Origin of the sequence: Flavobacterium agricola (assembly GCF_025919725.1) — a bacterium.
In the GTDB taxonomy this organism is placed as follows: Bacteria; Bacteroidota; Bacteroidia; order Flavobacteriales; family Flavobacteriaceae; genus Flavobacterium; species Flavobacterium agricola.
On the sequence record NZ_CP081495.1, the window covers coordinates 2,286,402 to 2,307,025 of the forward strand.

18 protein-coding genes and 3 pseudogenes are annotated in these 20,624 nt (G+C 33.1%); 12 read left to right on the top strand and 9 right to left on the bottom strand.

Going from position 1 to position 20,624, the window contains the following annotated elements:
* Window positions 1-30 precede the first annotated feature (30 nt).
* From K5I29_RS11340 to K5I29_RS11370, 7 genes and pseudogenes are all read left to right on the top strand, one after another.
* Window positions 31-892, top strand: a pseudogene (locus K5I29_RS11340) (DUF58 domain-containing protein).
* Window positions 892-2,505: a hypothetical protein gene (locus K5I29_RS11345; protein ID WP_264433434.1), complete on the top strand. Its 1,614-nt coding sequence runs from the start codon at window positions 892-894 to the stop codon at window positions 2,503-2,505. Before K5I29_RS11340 ends, K5I29_RS11345 begins: the two are co-directional and overlap by 1 nt.
* The gene (locus K5I29_RS11350) at window positions 2,498-3,499 is read left to right on the top strand and encodes a vWA domain-containing protein (protein ID WP_264433437.1); all 1,002 of its coding nucleotides are present in this window, start codon (window positions 2,498-2,500) and stop codon (window positions 3,497-3,499) included. Before K5I29_RS11345 ends, K5I29_RS11350 begins: the two co-directional genes overlap by 8 nt.
* Window positions 3,500-3,501: 2 nt before the next feature.
* Entirely contained in the window at window positions 3,502-4,545 is a 1,044-nt protein-coding gene (locus tag K5I29_RS11355) for a VWA domain-containing protein (RefSeq protein WP_264433439.1), read from the top strand.
* Complete coding sequence (locus K5I29_RS11360) at window positions 4,535-5,326, top strand: tetratricopeptide repeat protein (RefSeq protein WP_264433442.1); 792 nt, start codon at window positions 4,535-4,537, stop codon at window positions 5,324-5,326. Before K5I29_RS11355 ends, K5I29_RS11360 begins: the two co-directional genes overlap by 11 nt.
* Window positions 5,327-5,340: 14 nt before the next feature.
* Entirely contained in the window at window positions 5,341-7,140 is a 1,800-nt protein-coding gene (locus tag K5I29_RS11365; RefSeq protein ID WP_264433444.1) for a BatD family protein, read from the top strand.
* A gap of 1 nt (window position 7,141) precedes the next feature.
* On the top strand, window positions 7,142-7,918 hold the full coding sequence (locus tag K5I29_RS11370; protein ID WP_264433447.1) for an SH3 domain-containing protein: 777 nt from the start codon (window positions 7,142-7,144) through the stop codon (window positions 7,916-7,918).
* Between the two features lie 15 nt (window positions 7,919-7,933).
* On the opposite strand, the gene K5I29_RS11375 is transcribed toward K5I29_RS11370, so the two are convergent.
* Window positions 7,934-8,482 carry a CvpA family protein gene (locus K5I29_RS11375; RefSeq protein WP_264433449.1) on the bottom strand — a complete coding sequence of 183 codons (549 nt, stop codon included), beginning with the start codon at window positions 8,480-8,482 and terminating at the stop codon, window positions 7,934-7,936.
* A gap of 92 nt (window positions 8,483-8,574) precedes the next feature.
* Between K5I29_RS11375 and K5I29_RS11380 the strand changes: the two genes are divergently transcribed.
* From K5I29_RS11380 to K5I29_RS11390, 3 genes and pseudogenes are all read left to right on the top strand, one after another.
* Window positions 8,575-8,931, top strand: coding sequence for a hypothetical protein (locus K5I29_RS11380; protein ID WP_264433452.1), 357 nt, complete (start codon window positions 8,575-8,577; stop codon window positions 8,929-8,931).
* Between the two features lie 85 nt (window positions 8,932-9,016).
* Window positions 9,017-10,035 (top strand): annotated as a pseudogene (gene pheS, locus K5I29_RS11385) (phenylalanine--tRNA ligase subunit alpha).
* Window positions 10,036-10,119: 84 nt separating this feature from the next.
* Window positions 10,120-10,527: a hypothetical protein gene (locus K5I29_RS11390; RefSeq protein WP_264433454.1), complete on the top strand. Its 408-nt coding sequence runs from the start codon at window positions 10,120-10,122 to the stop codon at window positions 10,525-10,527.
* A gap of 25 nt (window positions 10,528-10,552) precedes the next feature.
* Here the strand turns inward: K5I29_RS11390 and K5I29_RS11395 are convergent, their stop codons facing one another.
* The gene (locus K5I29_RS11395) at window positions 10,553-11,635 is read right to left on the bottom strand and encodes a TerC family protein (protein ID WP_264433456.1); all 1,083 of its coding nucleotides are present in this window, start codon (window positions 11,633-11,635) and stop codon (window positions 10,553-10,555) included.
* Window positions 11,636-11,820: 185 nt separating this feature from the next.
* Entirely contained in the window at window positions 11,821-12,816 is a 996-nt protein-coding gene (locus K5I29_RS11400; RefSeq protein ID WP_264433457.1) for an NAD(P)H-dependent glycerol-3-phosphate dehydrogenase, read from the bottom strand.
* A 317-nt stretch (window positions 12,817-13,133) separates the two neighbouring features.
* Between K5I29_RS11400 and K5I29_RS11405 the strand changes: the two genes are divergently transcribed.
* The gene (locus K5I29_RS11405; RefSeq protein ID WP_264433458.1) at window positions 13,134-14,015 is read left to right on the top strand and encodes a nicotinic acid mononucleotide adenyltransferase; all 882 of its coding nucleotides are present in this window, start codon (window positions 13,134-13,136) and stop codon (window positions 14,013-14,015) included.
* A 29-nt stretch (window positions 14,016-14,044) separates the two neighbouring features.
* On the opposite strand, the gene nadD is transcribed toward K5I29_RS11405, so the two are convergent.
* Genes nadD through K5I29_RS11420 form a run of 3 tightly spaced genes read right to left on the bottom strand, consistent with a single transcriptional unit; the run spans window position 14,045 to window position 16,090 of the window.
* The gene (gene nadD / locus K5I29_RS11410; RefSeq protein ID WP_264433459.1) at window positions 14,045-14,626 is read right to left on the bottom strand and encodes a nicotinate (nicotinamide) nucleotide adenylyltransferase; all 582 of its coding nucleotides are present in this window, start codon (window positions 14,624-14,626) and stop codon (window positions 14,045-14,047) included.
* Window positions 14,627-14,632: 6 nt separating this feature from the next.
* A complete protein-coding gene (gene gmk, locus K5I29_RS11415) occupies window positions 14,633-15,205 on the bottom strand; it encodes a guanylate kinase (RefSeq protein WP_264433460.1) in 573 nt (190 codons plus the stop codon).
* Between the two features lie 24 nt (window positions 15,206-15,229).
* Entirely contained in the window at window positions 15,230-16,090 is an 861-nt protein-coding gene (locus tag K5I29_RS11420) for a YicC/YloC family endoribonuclease (protein WP_264433461.1), read from the bottom strand.
* A 206-nt stretch (window positions 16,091-16,296) separates the two neighbouring features.
* On the opposite strand from K5I29_RS11420, the pseudogene K5I29_RS11425 reads away from it, so the two are divergent.
* Window positions 16,297-17,383: pseudogene (locus K5I29_RS11425) on the top strand (trans-sulfuration enzyme family protein).
* A 46-nt stretch (window positions 17,384-17,429) separates the two neighbouring features.
* On the opposite strand, the gene K5I29_RS11430 reads toward K5I29_RS11425, so the two are convergent.
* The 3 genes from K5I29_RS11430 to K5I29_RS11440 form a co-directional block, all read right to left on the bottom strand.
* Window positions 17,430-18,212 (bottom strand): THC0290_0291 family protein, encoded by a 783-nt coding sequence (locus tag K5I29_RS11430; RefSeq protein ID WP_264433462.1) that lies wholly within the window; start codon window positions 18,210-18,212, stop codon window positions 17,430-17,432.
* A gap of 358 nt (window positions 18,213-18,570) precedes the next feature.
* Window positions 18,571-18,960, bottom strand: coding sequence for an acyl-CoA thioesterase (locus K5I29_RS11435; RefSeq protein WP_264433463.1), 390 nt, complete (start codon window positions 18,958-18,960; stop codon window positions 18,571-18,573).
* Window positions 18,961-18,974: 14 nt separating this feature from the next.
* A complete protein-coding gene (locus tag K5I29_RS11440; protein WP_264433464.1) occupies window positions 18,975-20,621 on the bottom strand; it encodes a ribonucleoside-diphosphate reductase subunit alpha in 1,647 nt (548 codons plus the stop codon).
* Window positions 20,622-20,624: the final 3 nt, after the last annotated feature.

Genomic DNA, 20,624 nt, shown 5'->3' on the forward strand with positions numbered 1-20,624 from the left:
CAAAGCAATTAATCCCGCAAAACAAGTACTATGGATACGAAAGATTTACTTAAAAAAGTTAGAAAAATAGAAATTAAAACCCGAAGATTGAGCGATCATATTTTTTCGGGTGAATATCATACCTCGTTTAAAGGACGAGGCATGACTTTTTCTGAGGTACGCCAATATCAATACGGTGATGATGTACGTGCTATAGATTGGAACGTTACAGCCAAATACAACGAACCTTACGTAAAAGTTTTTGAAGAAGAACGTGAACTTACCATGATGTTGGTGGTAGATTGTTCGGGCTCAGCAAGCTTTGGTTCTAAAAACCAATTAAAAAGCGAAATTATAACCGAAATTGCTGCAACTTTAGCTTTTTCGGCAACTCAAAATAACGATAAAATTGGTTTGATTTTATTTTCAGACCAAATCGAATTGTTTATTCCTCCCAAAAAAGGAAAATCGCACGTTTTACGTATTATTCGCGAATTGTTAGAATTTGACCCCAAATCTAAAAAAACAGATTTATCGGTTGCATTAAAATTCCTATCAAGCGTTCAGAAAAAAAAGGCAATTGTTTTTGTTATTTCTGACTTTATGAGTGCCGATTACGAGCATACGTTAAAAATAGCCAGTAAACGTCATGATTTAACTGGCGTTCGTGTTTATGATGCCCGCGAAGAAAAAATGCCAAACGTAGGTGTTGTTTCTATGGTTGATGCCGAAACAAACGAAATTGTTTTGGTTGATACAACTTCTAAACAACAACGTTTAGAATATGAAAAACATTTTTTAGAACAAGCTAAATATTTTAGCGAAACATTTTCTCGTTCAGGTGCCGGAGTTATTTCTACGCGTAGACGAAAGTTACGTTAAAAAAATGCTTAACTATTTTAAATCTAGGTAATGATGCAAAAAATCACAACATTTTTTTTAGTTCTATTAGCATCTATTACATGGGCACAACAACCAGAAGTTACAACCCAAATAGATTCTACCCAAATAAAAATTGGATCCGAATTTCATTTAACTGTAAAAGTTAAAGGACCGTCAAATACTCAAGTTTCGTTTCCGGAACTAAAAAATATTGGGCAATTAGAAGTTTTAGAAAACTACCCAACCGATACGTTATTAAACGAGGCACAAATAGAATTTATAAAAAAATATGCGTTAACGCAGTTTGATTCTGGTGCCTATCAAATTCCAAGTTTCCCCATTTTAATTAACGACAAACAAATATTAACCGATTCTGGTTTTGTATTAGTAAATACCGTTGAGGTTGATACGTTAAAACAAAAACTTTTTGATATTAAAACGGTTTCAACGGTTAACGAAACATCAAATACGTGGATTTATCTAGTTGTTGTTTTACTTGTAATTGCGTTAGGTGTTTTAGGTTATTTTTTATGGAAAAATAAAAAACCAAAGGCAGTTAAACCCGAAGAAATGGTTTTTGCATCACCAATTGAACGTGCAACAACTTTACTAAGCATTTTAGAAACAAAAAATTTATTAGTAAAAGGAGAAATTAAAGAATATTACTCGGAGCTAACCGATATTACCAAAAGTTATATTGAAGAAACCATTCAGATTCCGGCTAAAGAAAGCACCACGTCCGAATTAATTGCTGGATTAAAAATTGCAGCTAAACAGAAAAAACTACCGGTTAAGCCCGAAACTTTTCAGGCTTTAGAAGCTATTTTAAAAAATGCCGATTTAGTGAAGTTCGCTAAATCTAAACCGCTTGATTTCGAAATTATTGAAGACCGTAAAAAAATAGAAAACGTAATTGTTTCTATTGATGATTCGTTACCAGAAGAAATAATTGAGGAAGTTAAACCTGAAGAATTAAAGCGCCAAGCCGAATTAAAAAGATTGGCTTTACAGAAAAAGAAACGCATCAAAATTGGTGCTGCAATTGCCAGCGTTGTGGTTATTGTTGCCGTTTTATATTTCGGAGATTTTAATTTGTTTGGATCTTCGGCTAAATCAATGCTTAAAAAAGAATGGATTTCTAGCGAATACGGAAATCCAGGCGTTAAAATTTACACGCCCGATGTTTTAATTCGTCAAGATAATGAAGAATTATTTCCGAAAGATGTAATTGCGTTATTACAAGAAATGCAAGTTTTCTCATCTGGCAGCTATTTTGACGATGTTAACTTTTTTGTTGCAACATTTAAATACAAACAACCGCAACAAATAGATTTAGATATCGCTTTAGAATCGGGCATGCAAATGCTTGAAGCTCAGGGCGCACAAGATATTATTGTAAAAACAGCCGATTTTGAAACGCCAGAAGGTGTAAAAGGCCGTAAAGCAGTCGGAACGGTGGTCATGTTAGATCCGATTACAAAACGAAGTAAAAAAATGTATTATGATTTTGTAGCCTTCTCGCAAGACGGAGGATTACAACTTATTTTAATGATGCATAAAGAAGGAGATGAAGCGGCACAACAAGTTACCGAACGTGCTTTAAACTCAATCGAACTTAAAAAAGCAGTACAAAATAATGAATAACATAACCTTTGCAAATCCTGAGTTTTTTTGGTTGTTGTTGGTAATACCGGCTTTAGCAGCTTGGTATTACTACAAACGAAAAGATCAAATGGCTACCTTAAAAGTAAGTAGCGTAAACGGTTTTAAGGTAACGCCTTCATTATTGGCTCGCTTAAAACCTTTGTTGTTTGTATTACGCATGTTGGCTTTAACCGCAATTATTGTGGCTTTAGCTCGTCCGCAATCAACAGATGTTACCAATAAAACCAGAAAATCACGCGGTATTGATATTGTTATGGCAGTTGACGTTTCGGGTTCTATGTTAGCTCGAGATTTAAAACCCAATCGTTTAGTAGCGCTTAAAGCAGTGGCTTCAGAATTCGTTTCCGATCGTCCAAACGACCGAATCGGAATTGTAGTTTACGCCTCTGAAGCTTATACCAAAACACCTGTAACCAGTGATAAAGCTGTTGTTTTAGACGCAATAAAATCAATCAAATACGATAACGTATTGCAAGACGGAACTGCAATTGGCGTTGGTTTAGCAACCGCTATTAACCGTATTAAAGACAGCGATGCAAAAAGTAAAGTAATTATATTATTAACCGACGGGGTAAACAATTCGGGCTTTATTGATCCGCGAATGGCGGCAGAAATTGCTAAAGAATTTGGTATTAAAGTTTATACCATTGGTATTGGAACCAATGGCATGGCCGAGTTTCCGGTTTCGGTTTCGCCAAACGGCCAATTCAATTACCAAATGATGAAGGTTGAAATTGATGAAGGTTTGATGCAAGAAATTGCTAAAACTACAGACGGTGTTTATTTTCGTGCAACCGATAACAAATCGTTAGAAAAAATATATGACGAAATTGATGAACTTGAAACGTCTGAAGTTGAAGAATTGCGATTCATGAACTACGACGATAAATTCAGATCATTAGTTATTTTGAGTTTTATTTTATTAGGAATAGAACTTATTTTACGTAAAACCTTATACAGAAGCTTTATTTAGTTATGTGGCAAATAGAAGAACCAAAATATTTTTTAGCCTTTATAATTCTACCTATTCTACTTGTAGTTTATGTAGCTCATTATATTTGGAAAAAAAGAAAACAAAAAGAATTTGGGGATCAGCTTATATTACAGCAATTAGCGCCAGAAAGTTCTTTTTTTAAGCCCTTTTTAAAGCTTTTTGTAGTAAGCTTAGGAATTACGTTTTTAATTATTGCTTTAGTAAATCCTAAAGTTGGTACAAAAATTGAAACCGTAAAACGCGAAGGCGTTGATGTTGTTTTTGCTATTGACGTTTCTAAAAGTATGTTAGCCGAAGATATTGCGCCGAGCCGTTTAGAACGTGCTAAACAAATTGTTTCGCAAATCATTAATCAATTAGGATCCGATCGCATCGGAATTATTGGTTACGCCGGTTCTGCTTATTCAGTTTTACCCATTACAACCGATTATGCCGTGGCAAAAATGTACTTGCAAAACATGAATACCGATATGGTTTCTAGCCAAGGTACTGCCATTGCAGAAGCTATTAATTTGGCCGCACAATCGTTTGATAATCCTGCAACAAGTAAAGTTTTGGTTTTACTTTCTGACGGTGAAGATCACGAACAAGGTTTTGAGCAAGCGGTTTTAGCCGCAAAAGATGCTGGAATTAAAATTATTACTATTGGTTTAGGAACCGAAAAAGGAGGACTAATTCCTATTCGTTATAACGGAACCATTCAGAGCTATAAAAAAGATAATGCTGGCGAAAATGTAATTACCCGATTTGATCCGGCAACTTTAAAAACCATTGCCGAACAAGGAGATGGTGCATATATTTACGGCGGCAACACAAAAGATGTGGTAGAATTTGTTAAAAACGAATTAAACACCTTAGAAAAAACCGAATTTGAATCACAACAAATTGCCGATTTCGAATCGCAGTTTCAGTGGTTTTTATTCTTAGGATTTTTATGTTTAGCGATTGATGTTTTATTGCTTGAGCGCAAAACCGCTTGGGTTACAAAACTTAATTTATTTAATGAAAAAAACAATGAGAAATAAAATACAATTAACCTTACTATTATTTTTGGGTTGTTTTTTTACAATTTTTGCACAACAAAAAGATAAAAATATTACCCAAGGTAATAAGCAATATAACAAAGAAGATTATAGAAATGCGGAGGCTGAATATCGAAAATCGCAATTTCATAATCCATCAATGTCCAATGCGTCGTACAACCTGGGTAATGCCATTTATAAACAAGATCAGAAAAGCGAAGCCAAATTAGCTTATGCAAAAGCCATTCAAATGGCAACTACCAAGCAAGAGCGCAGCCAAGCTTTTTATAATATGGGCAATGTTTTAATGGCCGAAAAAAATTACCAAGGTGCGGTTGAGGCATATAAAAATGCCCTTCGTAACAATCCGTCAGATGATCAGGCGCGTTACAATTATGCGTTAGCGAAAGATATGTTAGATAAAAATCCACCGCAAAACGACGAGAATAAAGACGATAAAAACGACGACAAGAATCAGGATAAGAATCAAGATCCGAACCAAGATAAACAGGATCAGAATAAAGATAATAAAGACCAGGAGGATAAAAAGGATAAACAAGAAGATCAGGATCAGCAAAATCAGGACAAACCTGATGATCAAGATAAAGAGCAAAATTCAAATCCAGATCAACAAAATCAGCAAAATCCTCAGCAATCTAATGCCAATAAGCAACAAATGCAAAATTTATTGGATGCATTAAATAACGAGGAACGTAAAATTCAAGACAAAATAAAAGGTCAGGAAGTAAAAGGAAAACCAATTAAAAAAGAAAAAGATTGGTAATAAAAAAACTACAAATGAAACATTATTTAATTCTATTATTATTAGTTGTTCAAAATGCTTTTGCTCAGTTTACTTACGAGGCAAAAGTTAACAAAAGCACTATTGGTATAAACGAACGTTTACGAGTAGATTTTGTGATGAATAATGATGGAGATAACTTTAAAGTTCCAGGCTTTGAGGGGTTTAATGTTATCATGGGGCCCAATCAATCCATTTCATACAAATGGATTAACGGAAAAAAAACATACAACAAAACGTATACCTATTATTTAGAACCAACTAAAAAAGGAACATTTGTAATTAAGCCTTCAAGCATTGAGTTTGAAGGGCAAATTTATAAATCCAATCCGATTGAAGTAAAAGTTGGGGATGCAGTTCAGGAAGAAGAAGATCCGTACCAAGGTTATTGGGATCCGTTCGGGTTTGGTAATTCAGGCCCACCAGCTCCACAACAAGCGCAAGGTAAAATAGGAGAAGGCGCCCATTTGGTTGCTTATATTTCTAACGACAATCCTTACGTTAATGAACCAATTACCGTAGTTTACAAATTATATGTTAGCCCGTACGTTAACGTTTACGGTTCTAGAGAAACAGCTACGCCAAAGTTTAATAATTTCTGGAGTCAGTTTATTGACATGAAAGATTTTAAACCTACGCGTGATACGTATAATGGTGAAGTTTATACCTCAATAGAAATAAGAAAGGTTGTTTTATATCCGCAAAAGGCTGGATCTTTAGCTTTAGAACCTTTGCGATTGGAAATTGATATGGATGTACCAAGCGGACAATATGATTTTTTTGGACGTCCGGCTTATAAACAAGGTACCAAAACGGTAGTTGCGGGTAATAAATCGATTCAAGTAAAACCATTGCCAGAAGCAGGAAAACCTGCTGATTTTGCTGGTGCTGTTGGTGAATTTACTTTTTCAGTTACGCCGTCAAAAACAACATTACGTACAGACGAATCTTTAGATGTTTTGGTTGAGGTTGCTGGGCGTGGTAATTTAAAGTTATTCTCGTTACCGCAATTGGTTTTGCCTCCTTCTTTAGAAGTTTTTGATCCCGAACATAACGAACAGGTACAAACGCCATTAAGCGGAATGGTTGGTAAAATCTCTGACCGATATACCATTTTACCACAACAAAAAGGTACCTATGTAATTAAACCGATGTCTTTTTCGTATTTTGATTTGGCAAGTAAAACCTACAAAACCATTACAACTGACGAAATTGAATTAGATGTAACCCAAGGGCAACAAATTGCTGCTAATGGAGCAGCAACTAATTCGGACGGAAAGCAAGAAGTTGTAGCTAAAGATGAATTTGCGTACATAAAAACAAACGCAAAATTTACTGCCGTTTCAGACGACTTTTTAGGTTCTAATTTATTCTACCTATTAATCGCTATTGCTTTTATTGGTATTCCGGTAGTTATTATTTATCGCGGTAAAAAAGAAGCTCGAGATGCCGATGTTGTTGGTAATAAAATTAGAAAATCGGATAGATTGGCTAAAAAATATTTATCAGAAGCTAAAAAATGCATTGGTAATAAAGAAGAATTTTATGTGGCTATGGAACGATCGTTACATAACTTTTTAAAGGCTAAATTAAGCATCGAAACATCAGAAATGAGCACTGATAACATTAATGAGTTATTGTTGTCTAAAAACGCAAAATCTGAAACCATTACTGATTTTATTAAACTGAAACAAAATTGTGAAATGGCTCGTTATGCACCATCGTCTAAAGCAGAAATGCAACAAGATTATGAGTTAGCTAGCCAAGTAATTACGCAATTAAATAAACAATTGTAAGATGAAAAATATAAAACATATATCGTTAATTTTTGTATGGTTATGCTTTGTTTCTCATGCAATTGCAGCAACACCAGCCGAATTAAAAAAATGGGTAGAACAAGGCAACGCGTTTTATCAGCAAGAAAAGTACGAGGATGCTATTGACGCATATCAAAAAGCTTTGCATAGCGATTATCAGTCGGCAGCCGTATATTTTAATTTAGGAAATGCGTATTATAAATTACGAGATATTGCACCAGCGATTTACAATTACGAAAAAGCCTTGCAGTTAAGCCCAAATGATGCCGAAATAAAAACCAATTTAAAGTACGCACAACAAATGACCATTGATGACATTAAAGTTGTACCCAAAGTTGGATTTAGAGAAATGATTCAGAATTTTGTTTCTATTCTATCTTACAATGCTTGGGCATGGGTTAGCGTTGTTTCCTTTTTTGCTATGTTGGCTTTTTTTATTGGTTACTATTTTGGCCATTCAAGCACACAAAAAAGAGCGTTTTTTAGTTTGTTTTTTGTTTGTTTTGGAGTTGGAGCAATAAGCTTTTTTGCTGGGTTTAAAAACAAAGCATTAAGTAAACAAAATGTGTATGCTATTGTTTTTGCTGATGCAGCAGAAGTTTTAAGTGAACCTAAAAAAAATGCTGACGAAGCCTTTGTTTTACACGAAGGTACCAAAGTTAAAGTTTTAGAAAGTAACGAAACCTGGACCAAAATTATGATTGCAGACGGCAAACGCGGTTGGGTTTTAGATAAAGATATAAAAAAGCTGAAGTAAAAACTTCAGCTTTTTTTATTCGGTTTTCTCAGTATCTGCTTCTGAGTTTTGAGTTGCAGAACCAGGATCTTTAAATTCTTCAACCCATGCTTTTATGCTTGGGTAAATTAGTTCGGCTGTATATTCAATCTTATTGTAAAATATAGATTCCTCCTTTGTTTCTTCGCTCATAAAATAATTATTTCGGTTTATTTTATTAAAAAACAACAAAACAACGCTTAGTAATAATGTATATTTTAATAGGCCAAATAAGCCACCTAATAAGCGGTTTATCCAACCTAAATAAGCCCAATCGGCTAATTTGGTGAAAAACTTAGCGGTTACAAAAAGTAAAATTACAACGGCAACAAAAGTTAAGGCAAAAGCGCTAATTTCAATCGTTTTAATTTCCCAATCAACAACTTCAACTAATTTTTCGGCAACCAAATGCGAAAATTCAATGGCTATATAAATACCAATAAAGTAAGCAACGAACGATATTAAGGCTGCGAAAAAACCTTGACGAACACCCTGAATGGTGCCCCAAATTAAAACTAAACCTAAAAAAATATCAATTCCACCCATTTAAAAAACATTTTATTTACAAATATAACTTTTATCAAATAAGTTAATCTTATTCTACTTGTTATCTTTGTAAATCATTAAAGCTACAAATCATGTCAAGAGATATAGAATTAAAAAACAGATGGGAAGATTTGGTTTCCAAACTTTCTAAACAATTTGCCGACGGCGATACGCTAGATTTGGATGCAATTATTTATTTAATTGGCGTTCAGGAACTAGGGCAGTTTAATAAAAAATATAAAAAAGACGAAAAAGTTAACCTAATGCATATTGCCATTTGCAGGTTATTAGAACCTTATGGCTATTATGAGTTTGATTATTTTGATGCCGACGGATGGCCACATTATAAAGTAAAAGAGCTTTTACCGAATTTAAAAGCTGGTGAACAGCAAGTTTTAATGAAAGAAGCGATTGTAAATTACTTTTTAGAACGCGATTATATTAGCTAGTAGTTAAACAATTAGTAAAGTTTACCAGAATTGTTCGTCTTAAAAAAAGATAATTCGTAAATTTGCATTCATATTTATTTTTGCAATGATAGATAAGATTAAAGAATACATTGGCGAAGCTCAAGCTTTTACTACAGATAATAAAGAAGTTTTAGAAGCATTTAGAATTAAGTTTTTAGGCAGTAAAGGAATTTTAAAAGATTTATTTGCTGAGTTTAAAAACGTACCAAACGATCAGAAAAAAGAATTTGGTCAAATTATTAACCAATTAAAAACTGCGGCAGAAGATAAAGTAAAAACTTTACAAGAAGTTTTTGAAAATAAAGAAGATGTTGCCGGCTTATTTGGTGATTTAACACGCCCGGGCGAGCCGTTTAAAATTGGTTCTCGTCACCCAATATCTATTGTAAAAAATCAAATTATTGATATCTTTTCAAATATCGGGTTTAACGTTTCTGAAGGACCTGAGATTGAAGATGATTGGCACAACTTTACGGCATTAAACTTACCCGAATATCACACCCGCGTGATATGCAGGATACGTTTTTTATTCAAACCAATCCAGATATTTTATTGCGTACGCAAACCTCGTCAATTCAGGCAAGATATATGGAAACTAACGAACCTCCAATTCGTACCATTTCTCCAGGACGTGTTTTTCGTAACGAAGCTATTTCATCGCGTTCACACTGTATTTTCCATCAGGTAGAAGGTTTATATATTGATAAAAACGTGTCGTATGCTGATTTAAAACAAACCTTATTATATTTCACTAAAGAAATGTTCGGAAAATCTAAAATCAGATTACGCCCATCATATTTCCCTTTTACAGAACCTTCGGCAGAAGTTGATGTTTATTGGGGGTTAAAAACCGAAACCGATTATCGTATTACAAAAGGTACTGGTTGGTTAGAAATTATGGGTTGTGGTATGGTAGATCCTAACGTACTTAAAAACTGTAATATTGATGCAGAAACTTACAATGGTTTTGCTTTTGGTATGGGAATTGAGCGAATTGCTATGTTGTTATACCAAATTGGAGATATTAGAATGTTTTATGAAAACGACGTTCGCTTTTTAGAGCAGTTTAAAACAAACATATAATGTAAAAAGGCTAAAGATTTCTTTAGCCTTTTTTATTACTTTTAATTTCGTTATTAATTGTACTTTTGTACATATTTTAAAGCAATGAAAAAAGATATTATATTTCCTAAAGTAGAAAATGTTTATGTTGCTGCAGTTAAAGAATGGAATGATGATTTTCAGGAAAATTCTTGGTACGCACATTTAATTAACGATTCGGACCAAACCTTAGAAATGGTTATTGTTGTTTCTAAAGCTTACGGAACCCTTAATGGAGAAATGCGTAAAACAGGTACTTTTAGACATGCATTTAAAGAAATAGCACCTAAAACAGCAATAAAGGTTGAGTTGTTAGAAAACAATGTTTTACAGCTTAACAACGAGTTTATGGTTAGTTTTTTTAAAGACAATCAGCTTTTAGATAAAGTATTTGTTTTTAAAACCAATACAATAAATGATAAAGCAACAACTGACATTCCGGTAATGAATGTTCGTGGGGTTTTACTAAAATAAAAAATCGGGCATTTGCCCGATTTTTTTATTCTTTTATTTCTGTATTTTTCTTTCTAACAGCTAACGACCAAATAACGGCTAATGCTAAAACCGAACCAATAATGGTAAGCGAAACGCTTGAATCAAAATGATAGAATGGCATAATAAGCATTTTAATACCAATAAAGGTTAAAATAACAGCCAATCCGTAGTTCAATTTAGAGAAAACATCCATTGAGTTCGCTAGTAAAAAATAAAGCGAACGTAGCCCTAAAATGGCAAAAATGTTTGAGGTATATAAAATAAACGGATCGTCTGGAGCAATGGCAAAAATTGCCGGAATGCTATCTACCGCAAAAACTAAATCTGTAATTTCTATTACCGCAACGGCAACCAATAATGGTGTTGCCATTTTTACTCCGTTTTGAATTGTAAAAAATTTATCACCATCAAAATCAGGAGAAACTTTGTAAAACTTATGTACTAAACGTACTCCAAAGTTTTTGCTTAAATCGGTTTCTTCATCATCGCTATGATCTCCCCAAGATTTAATTCCGGCATAAACTAAAAATAGTCCGAAAACGGTTAAAATAACATTGGGTCTAAAAAATTCGTTAGTAACAAAATTTACGCTTTCTGTCGCATGATTGCTTAAGTTAAAATGCCAATCGCCGATTGAGAATGCTGGTAAATAGGTTAAATTAATTAGCTCAACCCCAGCAAAAATAAATATGGCTCTGAAAACTAAAGCTCCTAAAACACCCCAAAATAGTACTTTGTGCTGAAATGCTTTTGGAATTTTAAAAAACTTGAAAACCAGTATAAAAACAAACAAATTATCTACAGACAGGGCTTTTTCTATCCAATAAGCAGCTTGAAATTTTGAAAAATTATCGGTTGTGCCAGCCGGACGATCTAAAAACCAATAAATAATTCCACTAAAAACCATTGCCAAACTGATCCAAACAATAGACCAACTTAAGGCTTCTTTATTAGAAACTTCGTGCGTTTTTTTATTAAAAACACCTAAATCTAACAAAAGCATTATAATAACTGCAATACCAAATGCTGTTAAAATGCCAGGATGATTGATTAAATGATCTACTTGTGCCGTAGCCGCTTTTTCCATAGTTAAAGTTTTAAAGCAACAAATGTAAAACTTAATTTTTCCTCCAAGGGAATTGTGTTTAAGTTGTTGTTTTACAGTTGTTTATGTTTTTTGTAAAAAACAATTCCAAAACCATAACGCGTTGAATTTCAATTTGTTGTGATTTTGGAATTGCTATTTTTGTAAAGATGAAATTAAATTGAAAATTAATTTAATTTTTCTGTTAATTTTTTAAATTCTTTTTTAGGATTTCTGCCTAAATATAAAATGTTGTAAACGGTATCAATAATTGGCGTTTCAGCATTAATTACTTTGTTCATTAAAAAAGCACATTTTGCTGCATAATATCCTTCGGCAACCATGCGCATTTCCATTTGTGCTGATTTTACGGTGTAACCTTTACCTACCATGCTACCAAAAGTTCTGTTTCTAGAAAAAACAGAATAGCCGGTAACCAATAAATCGCCTAAATAGGCGCTGTCGTTAATGTTACGTTCGGTATCATAAACTTTATTAATAAAGCCGTCCATTTCTCGAATGGCGTTGCTCATTAAAACAGCTTGAAAATTATCTCCGTAACCTAATCCGTGTGCAATTCCTGCAGCTACAGAATAAATATTTTTTAATACGGCAGCATATTCGGTACCAATAATATCATCAGATATTTTACATTTAATATAATGGCTGCTTAGTTTTTTTGCAACTGCGCAAGCATTTTCTTCATTGCTACAAGCAATGGTAAGATAAGATAAACGCTCTAAAGCAACTTCCTCAGCATGGCATGGACCAGTAATAACGCCAATATTTTCTAGCGGAACGTTATAGGTTTCCTGAAAATGTTTACCAACAATTAGTCCGGTTTCTGGAATAATACCTTTAATTGCCGAAACAATTATTTTGTTATCTAAACTTTCGGTTAGATTTTCTAGTTCTTCGTATAAAAAAGCTGATGGAATGGCAAAAATTAAATAATCTGCGCTTCTAACCGCTTCATTAATATCTTTGGTTAATCGTAACTGATTAACATCAAATTCAATTGCTTCTAAATAATTTGGGTTATGGTTATTTTCTAAAATGTGCTGAATTGCGTTTTCATTACGCATATACCAAACAATTTCGGATAAATTTTCGCATAACATTTTTACAATAGCTGTGGCCCAACTACCGCCTCCAATAACTGCAAATTTTTTATCGTTGCTCATTTTTATTTAAAAATTGGAAACATCAAATTTAATTAATTAAATTCAATATATACGTTTAATATATCCTAAAACTTAATTAAGCTGCTTTTTTACTTGGGTTGTAATATTAAAATGTGGTAAAATTTTAATACTTTTTATTTAAAATTATTATTAAATGACAAGCAAAAATTAAATAATGCTTGCTTTTGTTTCGTTTTTTAAAAGTGCTATATGTAGATGTTATAATTTAATAACGCGTTTAAAAATGTTGTATTTTAGCTTTTTAATTTAGAGAACTAGAACGCCAAAAGCTAGTTTTACTTCTATCATTTTTAGTTATGAAAAAAATATTTTATGTATTTACTGCTTTGGTATTATTTACTTTAGCATCTTGTTCATCTACTGACGATTATTATGCAGATGTAGATTACTCGAACATATTACAAAGTTATGATTTGTGGGAAATAGATCATAGCCGTACCTATGGCGCTGGTGCTGTTCCGTTTTTAGATAAAGCCATAACAATTACCTTTAGTCGCGGAACTTTATTTGCAAATAATAACTTTTCTGGCTTAGGTTATGTAGGGAATGGATTTGGAATTGATGTTGGTTATTACAAATTAGGATATAATAGCGTTGAAGTTACGCATGATTTAGATGGAAGATATTTTTTAGAATTGATTTCTGTTAATCAAAACCAAATTCAGTTGTACGACCGTAACCAACGCGTAACATACGTATTAAATGGTTATTATAAAAACGATTACAATTACGAATATGTGGTTTATAACAACGTAGGTTTACTTTTGCAAGAATTTGTTGCTTGGCGTAAAATATCTGCTGAAGGGGGAGTTCCGAACTTGTTTGATGAAGAGAATTTTTTAGGATTTGAAACATTTAATAATGAATTCGTATCATCTAATAGCCCTTTAAACACACCAATTAATTATATAGATTGGAATTATGGTGGTTTTTATTACGTTTCTAACACCAATAACTTTAAAATAAAAAGGTTACAACTGCAATTCCCTGATGGTAATGAAAATTTTGAATTAACCTTAATAAATAACGGATATGATGATTCAATTTATTTATACCATTTAAGCTCTGGAACAAATTATGTGTTTATGGGTGATGGATATATTCAGTTTATGCGTTCGCAAAAAGATGCCGATTCGCAACCTAAACAAGCTAAACGAGTTGTATCTAAAAGAAGATAAAAAAAACGGAACCGAAAGGTTCCGTTTTTTTATTTCTTATAAAATAAGTTGTGATCAATATATTGCCAAACTTTATGATCAATCATAGGCGCAATATTTTTTCCTTGTTTTATATTTTCTCTAATAAAGGTTGACGAAAGTTCTATTATTGGTGCTTCAACCTTATGAATATGTGGGTGCTTTATTAATTCATTTTCTGCTTTGCCTACAGAAATTCTGGGGTAAACATAAACCGAATAACGTTCTAAAATTACTTCGTAATTTTTCCATTTATGAAATGACTTTAAATTGTCTTCGCCCATAATTAAACAAAACTCATGTTTCGGAAACTTTTCTTCCAAATGTACCAATGTATTTATGGTATAATTGGGTTGTGCTAAACGAAACTCAACATCAGATGGTTTTATTTTATCGTAACCTTCAGTTGCTAAATGTACCATATGTAAACGGTGGTGATCGTCAACCAAGTTTGCTTTTACTTTATGTGGGTTATGCGGGGTTACCACCATCCAAATTTGATCTAAATCTGAATGTTCAACCATATGATTTGCAATAATTAAATGGCCTACATGAATGGGATTAAACGTTCCGAAATATAAACCAACTTTCATAATTTGCTATTTAATAAATTCAGAAACCAAGTTATATGCTTCTTCTTTGGCTTGGTCTAAATCGTAATTTTTAATAATGATATCAAATTGCGGTGCAGTAGCTAATTCTACAGAAGCTTTTGCAATGCGCATGTTAATTTTATCTTCGCTTTCTGTAGATCGTTTTTTCAATCTAATTTTAAGCTCGTCAATGCTTGGCGGTTTAACAAAAACGGCCAAGGTTTGTTCCGGAAATTTCTTTTTAATTCGTAATCCACCGGCAACGTCAATGTCAAAAATAACATTTTTGTTCATGGCCCAAATACGTTCTACCTCGCTTTTTAAGGTTCCGTAAAAATTATCGCGGTAAACTTCTTCCCATTCTACAAAATCTTCATTTTTAATATGGTTTTTAAAAGTTTTCAGATCTATAAAATAGTAATCTGTTCCGTTAATTTCTTCACCTCTGGGTTGACGAGTAGCTGCTGAAATAGAAAATTCTAAATTTAATTCAGGGTGTTCTAGTAAATGACGAACTATTGTTGTTTTTCCAGATCCTGAAGGTGCCGAAAAAACAATTAGTTTTCCTCCTTTGCTCATTATGTTGTTGTGTTGTTTTAGTAATTATAGTACGTTTAGTACTTGTTCTTTTATTTTTTCTAGTTCGTCTTTCATCTGAACTACAATCTTTTGCATTTCCGCATGATTTGATTTAGACCCCATGGTGTTAATTTCTCGTCCCATTTCTTGGGCAATAAAACCAAGTTTTCTACCATTAGCTTCGTTACTGTTTAACGTATCAATAAAATAATCTAAATGATTACCTAAGCGTACTTTTTCTTCAGTAATATCAAGCTTTTCAATGTAATAAATAAGTTCTTGCTCAAATCTGTTTTCGTCAATTGTAGTTTCAAGCTCAGCAACTGCATTGCGTAAACGTTCTTTAACATTTGCAATACGTTCAGGGTCAAATGAAATAGCTTGTTGCATTAAGTTTCGAATATTTTCAATGCGTTTTACAAAATCAGCTTCTAAAGATAAACCTTCGGTTTTTCTAAAATCTTTAATGTGTGCAAGCGCATCATTAATAACCAATTGAATTTCTTTCCACTCGTCCTCGTTAATTTCTTCACGTTCAGTTTTTAACGTATCTGGCATTCTAACAGCCATTTTCATTAATTCAGTAGCATCAGCTTCTGGCAAAATAGCTAACATTTGATTGATGTAAGCTTTAACGATGGGCGCGTTAATTTTGGTCGACGTTTCTTCTGAAGTAACTTCGATATATAACGAAAAATCTACTTTACCACGCTCCAGTTCGTGAGCAATTTGGTTGCGTAAACCAAGCTCCATTTCACGGTATGCAGATGGCATACGTGTATTTAAATCTAAACCTTTGCTGTTTAAAGATTTTATTTCGACAGTTATTTTTTTGGTAGCCAATTGTTTAGAAGCTTTACCAAAACCGGTCATTGAATGTATCATATATCTTTCAGAAAAAATAATAGCTACAAAGATAGGTAAAATACTGCTTTATATAATTATTTTATAGTCAGATAATTTTATAAGGATTGTTTTAACGGTTTTAAATTTTGATTCTTGTATCTTTGTACTTTAAATTTAATACTATGAAATTCAATACAAAAGCGATACATGGTGGACAAAAACACGATCCATCTACAGGAGCGGTTATGACTCCAATTTACCAAACATCAACATTTGCACAACAATCGCCAGGAAAACACCAAGGATATGAATATTCTCGTGGTGAAAACCCAACGCGTACTGCTTTAGAAAATGCTTTAGCATCTTTAGAAGGTGGAGTTGCTGGTTTTGCTTTTGGCTCAGGTTTAGCTGCGATTGATGGAGTTTTAAAACTTTTTACTCCGGGCGACGAAATTATTGCGATGGATGATTTATACGGTGGTTCTTACCGTTTATTTACGCGTTTATTCTAAGTACGGTTTAAAATTTCATTTTGTTGATATGACTGATGTTGATGCGGTTGCTGCATTAGTAAACGATAAAACAAAAATGGTTTGGATTGAAACGCCTACAAACCCATTAATGAAGGTGGTTGATATTAAAGCAGTAAACGATGCAGTTAAAGCCAAAAAAGCAGACGTTTTAGTTGCTGTTGATAATACTTTTGCATCACCATACTTACAACGTCCTATTGAATTAGGTGCTGATATTGTAATGCATTCGGCTACAAAATATTTAGGCGGACATTCAGACGTAATTGCGGGTGCAATAGTTGTAAACTCAGAAGCTTTAGCTAAAGATGTACATTTTAATTTATTTGCCACTGGTGGTATTTTAGGTCCACAAGATTCGTATTTAGTTTTACGTGGAATTAAAACATTGGCTGTACGTATGGACCGTCATTGTGCAAATGGTATTAAAGTAGCTCAGTTTTTAGAAAAACATCCTAAAGTAGCCCATGTTTATTACCCAGGATTAGAAAATCATCCACAACATGAAATTGCTAAAAAGCAAATGAAAGATTTTGGTGGTATGGTAACTTTTACTTTAAAATCAGGAAAACAGGAAGATGCATTTAAAATTTTAGAAAATTTACATGTATTTACTTTAGCAGAATCATTAGGTGGGGTAGAATCATTAGCGAATCACCCAACAACAATGACACACGCATCAATTCCGGCAGAAAAACGTGCTGAAATCGGCATTACTGATGATTTAATTCGTTTATCAGTTGGTATTGAAGATATTGATGATTTGTTAGCAGATTTAGAGCAAGCATTGCAATTGATATAAATAAAAAGGCGAGTTTTAAAACTCGCCTTTTTATTATGCTTATATATTAATTTAAATAATAAATGTAACCTACGTTTAACCAAACAACCCAGTCATTTGCTTTGTTTTCTTTATAAATTCTTCTATCAGGATTCATACCATCAACCCAATCCGAAAAATAGTATTGCCAACGTAAATCTAACAGTAAATCAGACATAGTAGATAATTTGTAGCGCGTTCCTACACTAGAAACGATAGAAAATGTACTTCCAGAATCATTAGAAAGAGCTCCGACATATTTAGTAGAAACCACTGCAGGATCATTTAAATCTCCATTTCCATAGTCAGACCAAACTTTTGGCTTGAAGAAATTGTATTGAGCTCCTAAACTTACATATGGTGCAAGTGAACCTACGTTATATGAAAATTCGCGGATCGAAAACGGATAATACTCTAATTGCATACCAAATCCAAATACGGTAGTTTCTCCTTTCATCGCTCTTAACTGTTTAGCGAAAGTTTTATCTCCTTGAACCCACTGTCCTTCATGTTTTAAATTAGTTTTATTAAAATTCAGCTCAGTGCGTATCTTAAAATGATCGTTAAAATAGGTTTCGGGTCTATAACAATTACAATCTGCTGTGTAAGAAAAGTTCATGTAATGAACCAAACCAACTCCAAACCCAGTGTTAGTAAAGTTGTTTTTAGAATTGTTTCTTTGTCCAAAATCAGATCTAAAGTTTACAGGACCTGCTATGACACCAATTTCGTGCGAAAAGTTAGCTTGCGCATTTGCTGGAAAAATTGTTCCCAATACAAATAAAAATAGAAATAGATTTTTTCTAGACATTACTAATTATCATTTAGTCAGTTAGGTTAAAAGCATAAAACGATTCAAAACAAATTGTTAAATGTTACAAATCATTTCAATATAAAACAGTTAAAAAAAGAATTTATTGTATTTGTATGCTAAAAGTATTATGCCTCAAAGATATAAATAATTGATTTATAATACCTATTTTATTGATTAGCCTAATTTTTTAAATCTATTTCTTGACTACTGGTTTACATTGTAAATAAATTACAAACGGTTAAATTATAGTAATATTTTCTTTTCTTACTAAAATGCACTAAAAATTCGACAAAAGGTGTTTTTTAGCCCATGAAAATGCGTTTCTAAAGTATAAAAAAGTTGTGTTTAGCTTTTTTTAGGATTTAAAAACTTTTGTTGGCTTTTTATTTTCATCCAACGCAACAAATGAGAATTGACCTTTTACAGCTAAGTAACGCACGTTTTCATACATCTGTTCTACGTAAATTTCAACATCAACTTTTAAACTGGTGTTTCCAACATTTATAACTTTTCCTACTAATTCCACAATTGTTCCAGCAGGAATTGGTTTGTTAAAATCTATACGATCTGAAGATACGGTTACCATGGTTTGACGTGAAAAACGTGTTGCTGTAATAAAGGCAACTTCATCCATCATGTGCATAGCAGTACCACCAAATAAGGTTTCGTAATGATTTGTAGTTCCCGGAAACACGGCTTTAAAAATGCGTGTTTCCGAGTTTTTTATTCTTTCTTCTAAAGTCATTTGTTCAATTATTTTTAAGCTTCGCAGCTGGTGCAAGTTACTAAATTGGTAACAAATTCTTTAGATACGCTTTGACTACGTTGGTAATATAAAGTTTTAACACCTAATTTCCATGCTTCAATCATTAAGCGGTTAACTTCTTTAACCGGAACGTTTGCTGGAATATTAAGATTTAAACTTTGTGCTTGGTCAATATATTTTTGACGGATAGATGCTTGTAAAACAATTTCGTACTGACTGATTTCTTTAAACGTTTTAAAAACATCTTTTTCATCTTGAGTTAAAATGCTTAAATGCTGCACGCTACCGTGATTTAACATAATGCTACGCCAAGTTTCTTCGTTATCAACTCCTTTTTCTTCAAGCAAAGCTTTTAAATATTTGTTTTTACGCATAAAGTTACCTTTAGCTAACCCTGCTTTGTAATAGTTGCTGCTGTACGGTTCGATTCCGGGTGATGTTTGTCCTAAAATAGCTGATGATGATGTAGTAGGAGCAATAGCCATTAAGGTTGTGTTGCGTAATCCGTAACCTTTTAAAACTTCAGGTTCACCATAAATGCGAGCTAAATCTTGAGATGCTTTTACGGCTTTTTCTTGAATGTTTCCGAAAATTTTATTGGTTAACATTTTTGCATCCAAACTTTCAAAAGCAATTTTATTTTTTTGTAAATACGAATGCCATCCCATAACGCCTAAACCAAGTGCACGGTGATTTTTAGCAAATGTATTTGCCGATTTTAAGTAATAGTTATCTTCTGTTTTAGCAATAAATTCTTGTAAAACAGCATCTAAAAAGAAAATAGCTAATTTAACCGCTTCGGTATCTTTCCATTCATCATACAATTCTAAGTTCATAGATGATAAACAACAAATAAAAGATTCTTCTGCCGAAGATGGTAATGCAATTTCAGAACATAAGTTGCTCGAGAAAATTTGCATTTCTTTATCCTTATAAACTTGTGGTTTATTGCGGTTAATATTATCAGTAAAGAAAATATACGGTAAACCTTTTTGTTGGCGGCTTTCTAAAACCTTAGCCCAAATTTCGCGTTTTTCGCGATCGCCATCAACCATATCTTGCATCCAATAATCAGGAACACAAATACCGGTAAATAGGTTTTGGATTGGGCTACCAATGTTTTTAATATCTAAAAATTCTTTAATATCTGAATGATCAATATCTAAATACGCAGCAAATGCACCACGGCGAACACCACCTTGAGAAATGGTATCCATTGCGGTATCAAACAATTTCATAAAGCTTACGGCTCCGCTACTTTTTCCGTTATCGGTTACAGCGCTTCCGCGTTCGCGCAATTCACCAAAATAGCCCGAAGTTCCGCCACCAATTTTGGTTTGCATAATAACTTCGCCTAACTTGTGCGTAATACTTTCTATATTATCTGGTACATAAACGTTAAAGCATGAAATTGGTAAACCGCGTTCGGTACCCATATTTGCCCAAATAGGAGATGATAAGCTCATCCAACCTTTCTCGATCATTTCAATAAATGCTTCGGCCAATTCGGGTTTATATAAGCGTTTTGCAGCTGCATTAGCAATACGTTCAATCGCTTTTTGGGTGGTTTCTCCTTTTAATAAATAACCACGATTTAATATTTGTTCGCTTTCTTCATTAAGCCACCATAATCTTTCCATAAA